The sequence below is a fragment of the Stenotrophomonas sp. NY11291 genome (assembly GCF_023277365.1).
GTDB classification, from domain to species: domain Bacteria; phylum Pseudomonadota; class Gammaproteobacteria; order Xanthomonadales; family Xanthomonadaceae; genus Stenotrophomonas; species Stenotrophomonas geniculata.
Window position 1 is genome coordinate 1,371,439 of the sequence record NZ_CP096975.1, and the last position, 12,497, is coordinate 1,383,935.

The following is a 12,497-nucleotide window of genomic DNA, read 5'->3' on the forward strand; positions in this document are numbered from 1 at the left end:
GGCGGGGCAGGCTGGAAGTCCACTTTCTGGAAGCCTGCCCATGCATCGCATGCTGTTGTGCCTGTCCCTGCTTGCCGCCGCGCCATTGCACGCGGCCGACATCACGTTCTGGGACACTCCGCAGCGCGGGGGCAACAGCATGAACATGTCGCCTCCGGACCGGAGCTACTTCGAGGCCCTGCGCGCGACCGGTGCGACCTGGGTACGGCTGGTACCGGACAAGTGGAAGGGGCAGGGCGGGCGTGACTTCCTGATTGGCAACGCCGACGACTACCGTAGCCTGGTTCCGGCCGACCTGGCCACGCTGCGGCGGGTGCTGGATGATGCCGACGCGGCTGGGCTGAAAGTGGTGCTGACTCCTTTGTCGTTGCCGTTGCTGCGCTGGAAGCAGCACAACGGCGACAAGGTCGATCCGCGCCTGTGGCAGTCCTTCGACAATCACGCGCCGGCCCGGCGCTTCTGGAGCGACCTCGCCACGGCATTGAAGGGCCATCCCGCACTGGCCGCCTACAACCTGATCAACGAGCCGGTTCCCGAGTATGGTGCTGGCCTGGCCGAGCATGCCTCGGCCGCGGCCATGCAGCAGTGGTACGCCGGTGTGGAAGACGGTCCACGCGATCTGCGCCGCTTCTATTCGGAACTGATCGCCAGCATCCGTGCGGTCGATGCGGACATGCCGTTGATGCTGGATGCCGGCTGGTACGCCGCTGCCGACGGTTTCAACTACTGGCCGGCGCCGCTGGCAGATTCGAAACTGCTGTACAGCGTGCACATGTATGAGCCGTATGCCGCAACCAGCGCGCCTTACCAGAGGCGCACCACGCCGTATCGCTACCCAGGCGTGGTGCCGTTTGGCGAACACAGCGAACGCTGGGATGCCGCGCGGGTCCGCAGTTACCTGCAGCAGCCGATGGACTGGGCGAAGACGCACGGCGTGAGGGCCAACCGCATGGTGGTCGGCGAATTCGGCTGCATGCGGCGCTGGCCCGACTGCGGCCGCTACCTGCAGGACGTGCTGCAGGTGCTGGAGCAGGACAAGGTGCACTGGGCCTTCTACGCGTTCCGCGAGGACGGCTGGGATGGCATGGACTACGAGCTGGGCGACAGTCCGCTGCCGTGGTCGTACTGGCAGGCGCAGGAGAAGGGGAAGACCGTGGCGCCGCCGCGTTCGATGAAGGCACCGGTGTTTGCGCCGATCCTGGAGCGGTTGAAGGCGGGCAACCGGTAAGACGCCGGGCATTGCCCGACGCGTCCCATGGAGATGCCGATCACGCCGGGCCACGCCCGGCGGCGGCATCGTTCAGCGCTTGCCACCCAGCAGGCTGCCGCCGATCTTGAGCAGATCGCCCACGCCGAGCTGGCCGTCACCGTCCTGGTCCAGCAGGCTGCCGAGCAGGCCACCGGCAAGACCGCCCTGTTGCTGCACCTGCTGCTTTTCCTGGCCCAGGGCCTGGCTGAGCGAGCCGGCATCGGCCTGGCCGCCACCGAGGCGCTGGGCAAGGAAGGCCATCACGATCGGCGCGAGGATCTGCAGCAGCTGGCTGGTGCGGCCGCTGTCGAGCTGGGTGGCCTGGGCCAGGCCGGTTTCCACCTTCTGCTGGCTGCCGCCGAAGATGTGGCCGAGGATGCCGGCGCCATCGCTGGCGGCACCGCCGCCGCCGCCACCCAGCACCGAGCCGAGCACGCTGCCCAGGTCCAGGCCACTGTGGTTGTTCTGCAAGGCGCCGAGCAGTGCCTGCGCGCCCTGCGGCTGCGAGGCGTTGTTGCCCAGCGCGCCCATCAGCACCGGCAGCGCGGCACTGATCGCGCCGGAAGCCTGGGTATCGCTGATGCCGAGCTGCTGCGACACCTGCTGCAGCGGGGCGCCCTGCAACTTGGCGAGAAGTTCATCGGTCAGGCTCATCTGCGGGATCCTTGATTGGGGTTGGGCGTGCAGAAGGTACGACGCGGACCGTTAAAACGGCGACGCCGCCTCGCAGGGAGGCGGCGTGCCGTTCACGGGGGAGGGCGATCAGAGCTCGATGTCTTCGGCGCCCGGGGTGGCGGTGGGGAAGTCCGCTTCCGGCTGGGCCGGCTTGAACGGATCCGACGGCTGGCTGGCCAGCGCCTTCAGCGCCGCGGCCACACCGGCACCGTAGGCCGGGTCGGCCTTGCTGCAGTTGTCGATGTGGCGCTGCTTGATGAAGTCCGGCGCATCGCCCAGGGCACGGGCGGTGTTGGCGAACAAGCGGTCCTTCTGCGCCTGGTTGTAGCTGCGGAACAGCGCACCGGGCTGGCTGAAGTAGTCGGCGTCGTCTTCGCGGAAGTTCCAGAAGTCGGCGTCGCCGCGGATCTTCATCGGCGGCTCGCGGTACTCCGGCTGCTCCTGCCACTGGCCGTAGCTGTTCGGCTCGTAGTGCGGCAGGCCACCGTAGTTGCCGTCCACGCGCATCGCACCGTCGCGGTGGTTGCTGTGCACCGGGCAGCGTGCGGCGTTCACCGGAATCTGATGGTGGTTCACGCCCAGGCGATAGCGCTGCGCATCGGAGTAGGCGAACAGGCGCGCCTGCAGCATCTTGTCCGGCGAGGGGCCGATGCCCGGCACCAGGTTGCTCGGTGCGAACGCGGACTGCTCCACGTCCTGGTACCAGTTGACCGGGTTGCGGTTCAGTTCGAACTGGCCCACTTCGATCAGCGGGTAGTCGCTCTTCGGCCATACCTTGGTCAGGTCGAACGGATGCACGCGATAGGTTTCCGCCTCCAGCTCCGGCATGACCTGGATGAACAGCTTCCACTTCGGGAAGTCACCCTTCTCGATCGCGGCGAACAGGTCGCGGCCGTGGCTTTCGCGGTCATGGCCGACCAAGATCTGTGCCTGCGCATCGGTCAGCGATTCGATGCCCTGCTGGCTGACGAAGTGGAACTTGACCCAGAAGCGCTCGCTGTCGGCGTTGGTGAAGCTGTAGGTGTGCGAGCCGAAGCCGTGCATGTGGCGGAAGCTGCGCGGGATGCCGCGGTCGCTCATCACCACGGTCACCTGCAGCAGGGCTTCGGGCAGCAGCGTCCAGAAATCCCAGTTGTTGCGCGCGCTGCGCAGGTTGGTGTGCGGATCGCGCTTGACCGCCTTGTTGAGGTCAGCGAACTTGCGCGGGTCGCGCAGGAAGAACACCGGCGTGTTGTTGCCGACCAGGTCCCAGTTGCCTTCTTCGGTGTAGAACTTCAGCGCGAAGCCGCGGATGTCACGCTCGGCATCGGCGGCGCCACGTTCGCCGGCCACCGTGGTGAAGCGGGCGAACATCTCGGTCTGCTTGCCGACCTTCTCGAACAGCTTGGCGCGGGTGTACTTGCTGATGTCGTGGGTGACGGTGAAGGTACCGAACGCGCCCGAGCCCTTGGCGTGCATGCGACGCTCGGGAATGATCTCGCGGTTGAGGTTGGCCAGCTTTTCCAGCAGCCAGACGTCTTCCATCAGCAGTGGGCCGCGTGGGCCGGCGGTCTTGCTGTTCTGGTTGTCCACCACCGGCGCGCCGAAGGCCGTGGTCATCGGGGTCACCGGATCATCGCCCTGCTTCTGTTTCGGCGTGGTGCTCAGCTCGCGCTGCTGCTGGGCGCCTTCCGCAGGCGACGGCGCGGCGTGATACGGGCATTTGGGGCTGTTGTTATCGGACTGGCTCATGGCTGGCTCCTGCGGGTGAAGACGGGGTGGAACATCTTCACTCGACTTTAGCTAGCGCCAGATGAAATGAATAATCGAATGATTCGTTCAGGTTGATAGATTCTGTCAATTGAAACTCAGAATCAGATCTGCGAAATCTTTCGATGGGCCTCCTGCGAGGCAGGAGGCCAAGCGCTTGCGCTGCGGCTACAGCAGCGCTTTCAAGCGATACAACGCTTCCAGCGCCTGCTTCGGCGTCAGTTCGTCCGGATCGATGGCGGCCAGTGCTTCCTGTGCCTTGTTCGATGGCGCCGCGAACAGGCCGAACTGCTGCGGTGCATCCAATGCCTGTGGTGCCAGCTCGGCGGCATGGCTTTCACCACCGCGCTGTTCCAGCTCGGCCAGGCGACGGCGCGCCTGCGCTACGGTGGCGCGCGGCAGGCCTGCCAGGGCCGCCACCTGCAGGCCGAAGCTGCGGTTGGCCGGGCCGTCCTTCACCGCGTGCATGAACACCAGCGCCTCACCATGCTCGACCGCGTCCAGGTGCACGTTGGCAATACCGCTGCGGCCGCCTTCGTGCTGCTCATCGGCCAGCGCGGTCAGCTCGAAGTAGTGGGTGGCGAACAGCGTGTAGCAGCGGTTCTGGTAGGCCAGGTGGCGGGCCACCGCGTCGGCCAGCGCCAGGCCATCGTAGGTGGACGTGCCGCGGCCGATCTCATCCATCAGCACCAGCGAATGCGCGGTGGCGTGGTGCAGGATGTAGCTGGTCTCGGCCATTTCGACCATGAAGGTGGACTGCCCGCGGGCCAGGTCATCGCCGGCGCCGATGCGGGTCAGGATGCGGTCGATCGGGCCGATCAATGCGCGGCTGGCCGGCACGAAGCTGCCGATGTGGGCCAGCAGCACGATCAGCGCGTTCTGCCGCATGTAGGTCGATTTACCGCCCATGTTCGGGCCGGTGATGACCAGCATCCGGCGGTCCGGATGCAGGTCCAGGTCGTTCGGTTCGAACGGCTGCTCGCGTACCGCCTCGACCACCGGGTGGCGGCCGCGTTCGATCTTCAGGCACGGCTCGGCCTGCAGTTCCGGCCGGGCCCAGTCCAGCGCCTGCGCGCGTTCGGCGAAGGCGGCCAGCACGTCCAGTTCGCTGAGTGCGGCGGCGCACTGCTTCAGCGGCTCCAGCTGCCCGCCGAGGGTATCCAGCAGCTGCTCGTACAGGTACTTCTCGCGCGACAGCGAACGGTCGCGCGCGGACAGCACCTTGTCCTCGAACGCCTTCAGTTCTTCGGTGATGTAGCGCTCGGCATTGGTCAGCGTCTGGCGGCGGGTGTAGTGCACCGGCGCGCGGTCGGACTGGCCCTTGCTGATTTCGATGTAGTAGCCATGCACACGGTTGTAGCCCACCTTCAGGGTGGCAATGCCGCTGCTTTCGCGCTCGCGCTGTTCCAGGTCGACCAGGAACTGGTCGGCGTGGGTGGACAGGCGGCGCAGTTCGTCCAGCTCTTCATCGAAGCCATCGGCCAGCACGCCGCCGTCGCTCAACTTCAGCGGCGGCATCTCGGCGATGGCGCTGGCCAGCAGCTGCGCGCACTCGTCGTGCTCGCCCAGCGCCGCATGCAGGGCCTGCAGGCGTGGTGAGTCCAGCGGGGCCAACACGTCGCGCACCGCTGGCAGCAGGCCCAGGCCGTCGCGCAGGGTGGAGAAATCGCGCGGGCGCGCCGAGCGCAGCGCCACGCGGGTGAGGATGCGTTCCAGGTCGCCAAGGCGGCGGAAGTGCTCGCGGATGTCAGCGTCGCTGCCGCGATCGATCAGGGTTTCCACCGCATGGTGGCGCTGTACCAGCACCTCGCGCAGGCGCAGCGGACGATGCAGCCAGCGCCGCAGCAGGCGGCCACCCATCGGCGTCACCGTGCTGTCGAGCACGCCCAGCAGCGTATTGCGGGTGTCGCCATCAACACGCGTATCCAGTTCCAGATGGCGGCGGGTGGCGGCGTTCATCGCGATCGCCTCGCCGGCAGTCTCCATCGCGATGGAGGTCAGGTGCGGCAGGCGCTGCTTCTGGGTTTCCTCGACATAGCCGAGCAGGGCGCCGGCGGCAGCGGTCGCGCGCGGCTTGTCATCGATGCCGAAGCCGCTCAGGTCATGCAGTTTGAAGAAGTTCAGCAGCTGGCGGCGGCCACTGTCGGCATCGAACAGCCACGGCGCGCGGCGACGCACGCCGGTGCGCTGGCGCAGGAACTCCGGCCAGTTTTCTTCGTCGGGCACCAGCAGCTCGGCCGGCTCCAGCCGTGCCAGCTCGGCTTCCAGGGCGTCGTCGGTTTCCACTTCGTTGACCAGGAAGCGGCCGCCAGCCAGGTCGGCCCACGCCAGGCCGTAGCCCTGCTTGCTGCGCGACAGGGCCATCAGCAGGGTGTCGCGGCGTTCATCCAGCAGCGCCTCGTCGGTGACCGTGCCGGGGGTGACGATGCGCACTACCTTGCGCTCGACCAGGCCCTTGGCCAGCGCCGGGTCGCCGATCTGTTCGCAGATCGCCACCGACTCGCCCAGTGCCACCAGCCGCGCCAGGTAGCCTTCATAGGCATGTACCGGCACGCCGGCCATCGGGATCGGTGCGCCCCCGGAGCTGCCGCGCTGGGTCAGGGTGATGTCGAGCAGGCGCGCCGCCTTGCGGGCGTCGTCATAGAACAGTTCGTAGAAGTCACCCATGCGGAAGAACAGCAGCAGGTCCGGGTAATCGGACTTGGCCGCGAAGAACTGCTTCATCAGCGGGGTGTGGTCCTTGGACGCCTTGGCGTTGCTGGTGTTGTCTTTTGTATCAGTCACTTGGGGCGTTTCGCGTCTTGGCAGGGCGTCGGGGCGTGGCCACGCGCAGGCATGGCCGGAGAGATCGTTAGTGTAGCGACCTGGGGCGGTCGATGATCCCGACCGGAAGCCCAGAGACAAGGGCGGTTGCCCGCGACTGTCCGTACGCCAACGCAGGCCCCCGTACACCTGCGGTTTGGTTGATTTCCACGGGGCCCCACGGTAGTGTCAGCCCCGGCGATTTCCGCCAAGCGGCCTCCATGGAAACCGGGGCGACTCACCCCGGGCGGGCGTTGATGGAAAGAACAAGCATGACTGCAGCCTGCATGGCCGCCGAACCTCGTTACACCTGGCGTACCGTCCTGCTGAGCATCCTGGTCGCCATCGTTCCGCTTGCCGGCTCCGCACCCTACACCTTGCTGAAGGCGGTGCTGCTGCTGGCCCTGCTGGTCACCGGCGTGGTTCTGATCCGCCGCCAGCCCGATGTCCGCCTGCGCTACCGCATCGCCCGGTTCATCGTGATCGTCTGCTTCCTGCGCCTGGCCTATGCCTTCTACAGCATCCTCTGGCACGGGCTGCGCTGGAACGAACTGGACCTTCCTGCACAGACACTGCTCTACCTGGGCACCGCTGCGGTGTTCGCCACTGCGCTGGACTGGCGCCTGATCTGGAAGATCTTCGCCCTGTCCACCCTGGTCTTCGGCGGGTCGTGCATCGTGCAGCACCACGTGATGGGCCTTGAACGCGCGCACGGTTTCAGTGGCGGCGAATGGACCGCCATCGAGTTCACCATGGTGACGCTGTGCATGGCGCTGTTCTCGGTCATCCGGTTGATCCAGCCCAATGTCCATCCGGCCGAACGCTGGCTGCACGGCGTGGCCATCGCCGTCGGCGTCTATGGTTCGATCCTGGCGCAGAGCCGCGGGCCGATCCTGGCGTTCATTCCCGCCATGCTGATGGTGATTGCGGTGCACGTCCGGCGCACCCGGCGCTGGCGGGGGGCACTGGCCTTCGTCGGTGCCCTGGTCATTGGCGTGGTCGGCGCCACCTCGGTGCTGAACCATGAGGTGATCCAGCGCTTCGGTGAGGTCAGTGGCGAGATCTCCGGTTTCAACCAGGAAAACGAGGTCGGCTCGGTCCGCGAGCGCATCGCCATGTGGGGCGTGGCGGTCGACGCCTTCGCCGAGCATCCCGTGGCGGGGGTGGGCCTGAACCAGTTCGGTACCTATGCACGTGAGGGCATCGCCCGCGGCGAAGTGTCCGAGTCGATCTTCCGCTACAACCACCCACACAACGAGTACCTGGAAGCGGCGGTGACCGGTGGCGTGCCGTTGCTGCTGATCATGCTGCTGGTCTTCATCCTGCCCGGCATCCATTTCGTGCGACGTCTCGGACACGCCGACGACATCACCGCGATGATCGCCACCGCCGGACTTGCCGTGGTCATCGTCTATGCGCTTTCGGCGTTCACGGACAACGTGTTCTACCGGGCAATGCCGCATTCGTTCTATTTCTACCTGGTGCTGGGTTTCATGCTGGCGACCGCCTTGCCGGCGCGTGACCTGCTCCGGCCAGGGAGTCCTTCCTGATGGCGCATATCCATCTGCTGGCCGCCGACAACCAGCGTGGGCTGTCCCATGACATCCAGGTGATCGAGCGCTCGTTGCAGCAGCTCGGGCACACGGTGACGGTCAGCCGCCTGGACGCGGTGCGCAATGGTGGCGCCTGGAAACTCCGCGGAATGCGCCTGCGCAGGCTGCTGGCCTCGTGGCTGAGCCTGGGGCGCACGCCGGCCCGGTTCGACGTCAACATCTCGCTGGAACATGTCCGGCCGGCGAGCTTCGGACTGGCCAACGTCAATCTGTTGATCCCGAATCCGGAATGGGTGTCCGCACGCAGCCTGCGGATCCTGCCGCGGTTCGATGCGTTGCTGACCAAGACCGAAGAAGCCACGCGCATCTTCAACGCGCTGGGCATGCGCGCGCTGGAAGTCGGTTTCTGCAGCCGTGACCGCTACGACCCGGCAGTGCCGCGCAGGCCGCGCAGCTTCCTGCATGCGGCCGGTACCAGCCGTATGAAGGGAACGGCTGCACTCGTCAATGTCTGGAAACGGCACCCCGAATGGCCCTTGCTGACCATCCTGCGCAGCGGCCCTTCGGACGAAGATGAGGGCGGTGCCGCGAACCTGAGAATCGTCCGCGAGCGGCTGCCCGACCAGGAGGTGCAGCGCCTGCAGAACGAACATGCGTTCCACCTGTGCCTGTCGCAGACCGAAGGCTGGGGCCACTATCTGGTGGAAGCGATGAGCTGCGGGGCGGTGGTGATCACCTGTGACGGCGCGCCGATGAATCAGATGATCGACGACAGCCGCGGCATCCTGGTTGCCGCGCACGAGGGCGAGCCCTGCCATCTGTCCAGGACCTGGCATGTGGATGAGAAGGCGCTGGAACAGGCCGTCGAGCGCGCGCTGGCGATGGATGAGGCCGAGTGGACCCGGCTGGGCGCCAATGCACGCGCATGGCACCTGGCCAGCGAGGTGGCGTTCCCGCGCCGTCTGGGCGAGGCCCTGGCCAAACTCTGAGCTGATGTGGGGCTGGTCGCTGCAGCCCGCTCAGCCAGGCACCAGGGTGATCTGCGGATGGCTGCCGAAGATCTCCATGACGATCTCGAAGTAGGTCTGTCCCTGGCCAAGCGCCAGTGCCGTCAACTGAGCGTGGATGGCCGCACCGTTGAACCTGCCGCCCTGAGCGAGTTTCGATTGCAGCCAGGCGCGCGTGGTCTCGCGGCCCAGTGCATCGCGGCTGTGGGCGATGTCACGCCACACCACCGTGGCGATGGCATGGCCTGCGAGAGCGCCGTAGCCGCCGTGAAGCAGGTCATCAAGCGCATCCAGGCTTGCGCCCAGTTGCCAGTCTTCGTCGGCCATGAACACGCGATTGATTTCCACGTAGAGGCTGGCGATGTCGTTGATGGACGCGCCTTCGATGTGCAGGATTCGTGTCATCTGCAGACTGTAGCCCTCCCGGGCGGCGGTTGTGTCCGGCGCAGATAATCCAGGGCCGCTTCGGATGGAGTTGGCATGATTATGGTGTTAAACCTGCGTGATTTTCATCGGGCGCTGGCGTGTCAGCGGTATTCGATAATGATATGGCGCCATTATCTGTCGCCTTGTTTTCTGACTGCCTGCACAGTTCCATATATTTGGATCGGTCCATATATAAAGTCCTGTAAAGTTTCCCTTCGCTGCGCCGCCATCGAACGTACGGCCACGATCAAGGGAATTGAGATGCTTGCCTTACGTAATCTCCGTGTGGGATCCCGGCTTGGCGCCGGCTTCGGTCTGCTGCTGCTGTTCATCATGGCCATCGTTGGCCTGGTGCTGTATGGGAATCAGCTGAAATCCGCCCAGTTCGAGAAAGTGGTGGACGTCAACATGGTCAAGATGCGTTTGTTGAATGACATGCTTGATACCAACAACGCGGTGCTGATGCATCGCCGCCTGATGGTGATCAAGCGGGGTGATGAGTTCGACAGGGATTACCAGCGTGCCCAGGAGTTGTCGCGGACCTATGACGGTATCTGGGCCAAGTACATCAAGATTCCGCGTGACGCCACCGGCGATACCCTGGTCGCGCGCATCGAGGCGGCACGAAAGGCCACCGATGCATCAACCCAGCAACTGCATGAGCGCATGAAGGTGGGGGATTTTGATGGGGCAGCGAAGGAGCTGCTGGCCGAGCACGGTCTGGCAACGGCCTGGAATGAATCCATCTCGGCCCTGCTGCGCCACCAGGAAACACTGACCGAACGCAGCCGCGAAGAGTACCGCGCAACCGAATCGTGGACCGGCACGCTGTCGATCGCGTTCGGGGCACTGAGCCTGCTGCTGGGCACGTTGGCGGCCTGGGCGATCACCCGCAGCCTGACCCGTCCGCTGGAAGGCGCGGTGAAGCTGGCCGACGGCATCGCCAGTGGCCGCCTGGACAGCAGCATCGACGCCACTGGCAACGACGAGGTGACCCAGCTGCTGAAGTCGATGCAGCGCATGCAGGCACAGCTGCAGTCGGTGATGGCGGCGCAGGGCGAGCTGGCACGCCAGCACGATGCCGGCAGCCTCAGCTACCGCATGGACGAGAGCGCATTCCCCGGCGACTACGGGCGCATGGTGCATGAGACCAATGCGCTGGTTGGATCGCACGTGCAGGTACAGAACCGGCTGATCGAGGTGATGAAGCACTACGCACGCGGCGATCTGTCGGTGGACATGGACCCGCTGCCCGGCGAGAAGGCGGCGATCACCCAGGCGATGGACGAAACCAAGTCCAGCCTGTCGGCGATCAACAGCGAGATCCGCCGGCTGGCGACAGCGGCCGCGGCAGGCGACTTCAGCCTGCGCGGTGATGAAGATCGCTTCGCCTACGATTTCCGCGACATGGTGGCAGGGCTCAATCGCCTGATGCAGACCACCGACGAGAACCTGGTGCAGGTCTCGACCCTGCTGCAGGCCATCTCGCGCGGCGACCTGACCGTGCGCATGCAGGGGGATTTCCACGGCGTGTTCGCGCGCATGCGTGATGACTGCAACGCCACCGTCGATCAGCTCAAGCAGATCGTGGGCCGTATCCAGGCCAGTGCTTCCAGCATCAACCTGGCAGCGGGCGAGATCGCCTCGGGCAACACCGACCTGTCGCGGCGTACCGAACAGCAGGCGGCGAACCTGGAAGAAACGGCAGCGTCGATGGAGGAACTGACCTCTACCGTGAAGCAGAACGCCGAGCATGCACGCCAGGCCAACCAGCTGGCCATCGGCGCGCATGGTGTTGCCTCGCAGGGCGGTGAAGTGGTCGGGCAGGTGGTCACCACGATGTCGGCCATCGAAGCCGCGTCGAAGAAGATCGCCGAGATCATCTCGGTCATCGATGGCATCGCCTTCCAGACCAATATCCTCGCGTTGAACGCGGCGGTCGAAGCTGCGCGTGCTGGCGAGCAGGGCAGAGGCTTTGCAGTGGTGGCCAGCGAAGTGCGTACGCTGGCGCAGCGCTCGGCGGGCGCGGCCAAGGAGATCAAGGGCCTGATCGAGGATTCGGTCGGCAAGGTCGCCGATGGCTCGGCGCTGGTCCGCCAGGCCGGCACCACGATGGGCGAGATCGTGGCCTCGGTGCAGCGCGTGACCGACATCATGGCCGATATCTCTGCTGCCTCCCAGGAGCAGAGCTCGGGCATCGAACAGGTCAACCAGGCGGTGGTGCAGATGGATGAGACCACCCAGCAGAATGCCGCGCTGGTCGAAGAAGCCAGTGCCGCAGCGCGCTCGATGGAGGAGCAGGCGAACCTGCTGGCCGAAGCCGTGTCGGTGTTCCGCACGGGGGCGGTGACCGCCGCCGCCGCAGTACGCCCGGCGCTGGCAGCCGTGGCGGCATCGGTTGCGCCGGTACGCCGGCCTGCGGTGCTGTCGCCGCGGCTTGAGCCGACGCTGGCCGCCAATGCGGGTGGTTGGGAAGAGTTCTAGCAGAGGGCAATGCCGGCAGGGAGACGGCGCCCATCGCGACGGCTGGTCGCGATGGGCGCGGATTTTCTTCCTGAACGTGCGATGGCCGATGAAGTGGCGGACACGCGCATTTCACTTCCGGTTGCCAACCGCGGGAGGACACTGGTGCCATACCGGAACTCAGGAGATGGCCATGAAGACCTCGACCCGATTGCTTGTGCTGGGCACCCTGCTGGCGGCTTCGTCGGTGGCCGGCGCGCAGACCTATGGGCCGCGCGATGAGGGACGCAAGTTCAATGACGGCAGCCGCGTGGTCTGCAAGAACGTGGAAGTGCAGCGTAATTCGCGCGATCCCAACCGCATCGCCGGTACCGCCACTGGCGCTGTGATTGGTGGCCTGCTGGGCAACCAGGTGGGCGGTGGCAACGGCAAGAAGCTGGCCACCGTGGCCGGTGCCGTAGCGGGCGGCGCTGCCGGCCGCCAGATCCAGGGCAACAGCCAGCAGAAGAACGGCGACCGCGTGGTCGAACGCCGCTGCGAACGCGTTTACCGCTGATCGCTCGCAGCCGTACC

Annotated in this window: 9 protein-coding genes; 5 read left to right on the top strand and 4 right to left on the bottom strand. The window is 65.9% G+C overall.

The window, feature by feature from the left end; translation table 11 throughout:
• Positions 1-40 precede the first annotated feature (40 nt).
• Positions 41-1,228 carry a cellulase family glycosylhydrolase gene (locus M1L61_RS06425; protein WP_248854462.1) on the top strand — a complete coding sequence of 396 codons (1,188 nt, stop codon included), beginning with the start codon at positions 41-43 and terminating at the stop codon, positions 1,226-1,228.
• 72 nt (positions 1,229-1,300) lie between these two features.
• Here M1L61_RS06425 and M1L61_RS06430 read toward each other — a convergent pair whose 3' ends face one another.
• The 3 genes from M1L61_RS06430 to mutS form a co-directional block, all read right to left on the bottom strand.
• Complete coding sequence (locus tag M1L61_RS06430; protein WP_010483234.1) at positions 1,301-1,903, bottom strand: DUF937 domain-containing protein; 603 nt, start codon at positions 1,901-1,903, stop codon at positions 1,301-1,303.
• Positions 1,904-2,011: 108 nt separating this feature from the next.
• Positions 2,012-3,523: a catalase gene (locus tag M1L61_RS06435; protein WP_187296457.1), complete on the bottom strand. Its 1,512-nt coding sequence runs from the start codon at positions 3,521-3,523 to the stop codon at positions 2,012-2,014.
• A gap of 318 nt (positions 3,524-3,841) precedes the next feature.
• Positions 3,842-6,397, bottom strand: coding sequence for a DNA mismatch repair protein MutS (mutS, locus tag M1L61_RS06440; protein WP_248854768.1), 2,556 nt, complete (start codon positions 6,395-6,397; stop codon positions 3,842-3,844).
• A 350-nt stretch (positions 6,398-6,747) separates the two neighbouring features.
• On the opposite strand from mutS, the gene M1L61_RS06445 reads away from it, so the two are divergent.
• Positions 6,748-8,025, top strand: a complete 1,278-nt coding sequence (locus M1L61_RS06445; RefSeq protein WP_043396651.1) for an O-antigen ligase family protein — start codon at positions 6,748-6,750, stop codon at positions 8,023-8,025.
• Positions 8,025-9,017 (top strand): glycosyltransferase, encoded by a 993-nt coding sequence (locus tag M1L61_RS06450; RefSeq protein ID WP_227199540.1) that lies wholly within the window; start codon positions 8,025-8,027, stop codon positions 9,015-9,017. The genes M1L61_RS06445 and M1L61_RS06450 overlap by 1 nt, the downstream gene beginning before the upstream one ends.
• A gap of 30 nt (positions 9,018-9,047) precedes the next feature.
• Here the strand turns inward: M1L61_RS06450 and M1L61_RS06455 are convergent, their stop codons facing one another.
• On the bottom strand, positions 9,048-9,440 hold the full coding sequence (locus M1L61_RS06455) for a barstar family protein (protein WP_049451902.1): 393 nt from the start codon (positions 9,438-9,440) through the stop codon (positions 9,048-9,050).
• A gap of 282 nt (positions 9,441-9,722) precedes the next feature.
• Between M1L61_RS06455 and M1L61_RS06460 the strand changes: the two genes are divergently transcribed.
• Positions 9,723-11,945: a methyl-accepting chemotaxis protein gene (locus M1L61_RS06460; RefSeq protein ID WP_029379860.1), complete on the top strand. Its 2,223-nt coding sequence runs from the start codon at positions 9,723-9,725 to the stop codon at positions 11,943-11,945.
• 166 nt (positions 11,946-12,111) lie between these two features.
• On the top strand, positions 12,112-12,480 hold the full coding sequence (locus tag M1L61_RS06465; protein WP_005415760.1) for a glycine zipper 2TM domain-containing protein: 369 nt from the start codon (positions 12,112-12,114) through the stop codon (positions 12,478-12,480).
• Positions 12,481-12,497: the final 17 nt, after the last annotated feature.

Coding starts and splice junctions, on each gene's coding strand:
- M1L61_RS06425 (WP_248854462.1), top strand. CDS start 41: ATGCATCGCATGCTGTTGTGCCTGTCCCTGCTTGCCGCCGCGCCATTG.
- mutS (WP_248854768.1), bottom strand. CDS start 6,397: ATGAAGCAGTTCTTCGCGGCCAAGTCCGATTACCCGGACCTGCTGCTG.
- M1L61_RS06435 (WP_187296457.1), bottom strand. CDS start 3,523: ATGACCACGGCCTTCGGCGCGCCGGTGGTGGACAACCAGAACAGCAAG.
- M1L61_RS06445 (WP_043396651.1), top strand. CDS start 6,748: ATGACTGCAGCCTGCATGGCCGCCGAACCTCGTTACACCTGGCGTACC.
- M1L61_RS06460 (WP_029379860.1), top strand. CDS start 9,723: ATGCTTGCCTTACGTAATCTCCGTGTGGGATCCCGGCTTGGCGCCGGC.
- M1L61_RS06455 (WP_049451902.1), bottom strand. CDS start 9,440: ATGACACGAATCCTGCACATCGAAGGCGCGTCCATCAACGACATCGCC.
- M1L61_RS06465 (WP_005415760.1), top strand. CDS start 12,112: ATGGCCATGAAGACCTCGACCCGATTGCTTGTGCTGGGCACCCTGCTG.
- M1L61_RS06430 (WP_010483234.1), bottom strand. CDS start 1,903: ATGAGCCTGACCGATGAACTTCTCGCCAAGTTGCAGGGCGCCCCGCTG.
- M1L61_RS06450 (WP_227199540.1), top strand. CDS start 8,025: ATGGCGCATATCCATCTGCTGGCCGCCGACAACCAGCGTGGGCTGTCC.